General features: G+C 72.9%; 2 protein-coding genes. One reads left to right on the top strand and one right to left on the bottom strand.

The genetic code is table 11. The annotated features are described in order from the left end of the window. Positions 1-87: 87 nt before the first annotated feature. Positions 88-657, top strand: coding sequence for a hypothetical protein (locus tag AB0J68_RS32110; RefSeq protein WP_354863375.1), 570 nt, complete (start codon positions 88-90; stop codon positions 655-657). On the opposite strand, the gene AB0J68_RS32105 is transcribed toward AB0J68_RS32110, so the two are convergent. Next, positions 623-1441, bottom strand: coding sequence for a phosphatase PAP2 family protein (locus AB0J68_RS32105; protein ID WP_363942629.1), 819 nt, complete (start codon positions 1439-1441; stop codon positions 623-625). The genes AB0J68_RS32110 and AB0J68_RS32105 overlap by 35 nt on opposite strands. Positions 1442-1496 lie beyond the last annotated feature (55 nt).

The raw sequence follows: 1496 nt of genomic DNA, 5'->3' as shown, positions 1-1496 counted from the left end.
CTACGCCGCGTGGCCCGGCTCGGGAAGGCTCCCGAGCCGGGGTGAGCCCGCGCGGCGACGCCGAGCGGCGGCAGGCATCATGTCGGCGTGAACTCAACCCTGGCCGCCCTGCTCGGCTCCGCGATCACCGCCTTCGCATCGCTGTTCGTGGTGTGGGTGCACGGTCGGATCAGGCGGCGGCAGCGCGAGCGGGCCGAGCTTCAGCGGGCGTACGTCCTGGTTCTGTCCGGCGCTCTACGCCTCGCCCACAAGGCCGAGGCGTTGCGGCAGACCGGGTACTGGCGGTCGGGCCTGCCGGAGGCGGGTAACGACCTGCTCGGAGGGCACAAGCCGCTGGGGCCGATGATGCTGCACGACTGGCTGGCCCGGGACATGGTCACGGTGGAGGCCGCCTGGTCGGAGATCTGGACGCGCGGGGACCAGGACGGCATCGCGCTGACCAACGGGCTGATGACCGCGTTCAACGGGGTGCTGGCCGCCGCGCTGCGGGCCAGCGGTACGGAGCCGTTCGAGTCGTCCGACGAGATGACGATCGCCAGCCGCCGCCTCGGCGAGGCACGTCGGCAGCTCGCCCTGCACGCGCGCCGGGCCGCCAAACTGGGCCCGCGGGACGTCGACCTGTTCACCGAGCGCGAGTACGGCGTACCGGTGGGCTGAGGTCTCGTTTCGTTGCCGCGGTGGCTTGGGGCTTGGAAGGAGGCTCGGGTCGCTCGGCGGGCGTGGGCAGGACCAGGTGGACGACCCCGAGCATCAGTGCCGCCACCACACCGTCGAGCCAGTAGTGGTTGCCGGTGGCCACGACGACCAGCAGGGTGACGAGCGGGTGGGCCAGCCACAGCCACCGGAGGCGCCCGCGGGTCACCGCGACGAGCGCGACGGCCACGACCAGCGCCCACCCGACGTGCAGGGACGGCATGGCGGCGTACTGGTTGCTGAGGGTGTCGGTGTCGGGTGGACCGTAGACGGTGGGCCCGAACCGGCGGCCGGTGTCCACCAGGCCCGTCAGCGCGGTCAGCCGGGGCGGCGCCAGGGGGACCAGGAGGTGCAGGGCCAGAGCCGCCGCGGTGAGACAGGCGAGCACGCGACGCGTCCACAGGTAGTGCGCCGGGTGTCGCACGTAGAGCCAGCCGAGGGTGATCACCGTGGCGGGGAAGTGCACGTACGCGTAGTAGCCGTTGGCCAGGTGCGCCACCAGGTCGTGCGCGAGCAGCGGATGCTGGACGGCAGCCTCGTCGGGCAGGTGGAACAGCCGCTCGATGTGCCAGACCGACTCGCCGTTGGCCAGCGCGGTCGACACCCGACCGGCCACCGCCATCCGCGCCACCTTGTAGATCAGGAACAGCGTGGCGACGAGCAGCAGCTCGCGCGCCGCGCGGCGGGCCGGAGCGGCCCGCCGGCCGGGTGCCACCGGCTGCGGCACCGCCAGCTCGGCGATCTCCACAGGCGCCTCGATTCAGTCACTGTCGCCGGGTGGATCGGGCCGCCACCGTCTCCAG

The sequence above is a fragment of the Micromonospora sp. NPDC049580 genome, assembly GCF_040675595.1.
In the GTDB taxonomy this organism is placed as follows: domain Bacteria; phylum Actinomycetota; class Actinomycetes; order Mycobacteriales; family Micromonosporaceae; genus Micromonospora.
The sequence above is the reverse complement of the archived record's forward strand: the minus strand, read 5'-3'. Positions and strand labels throughout refer to the sequence as shown.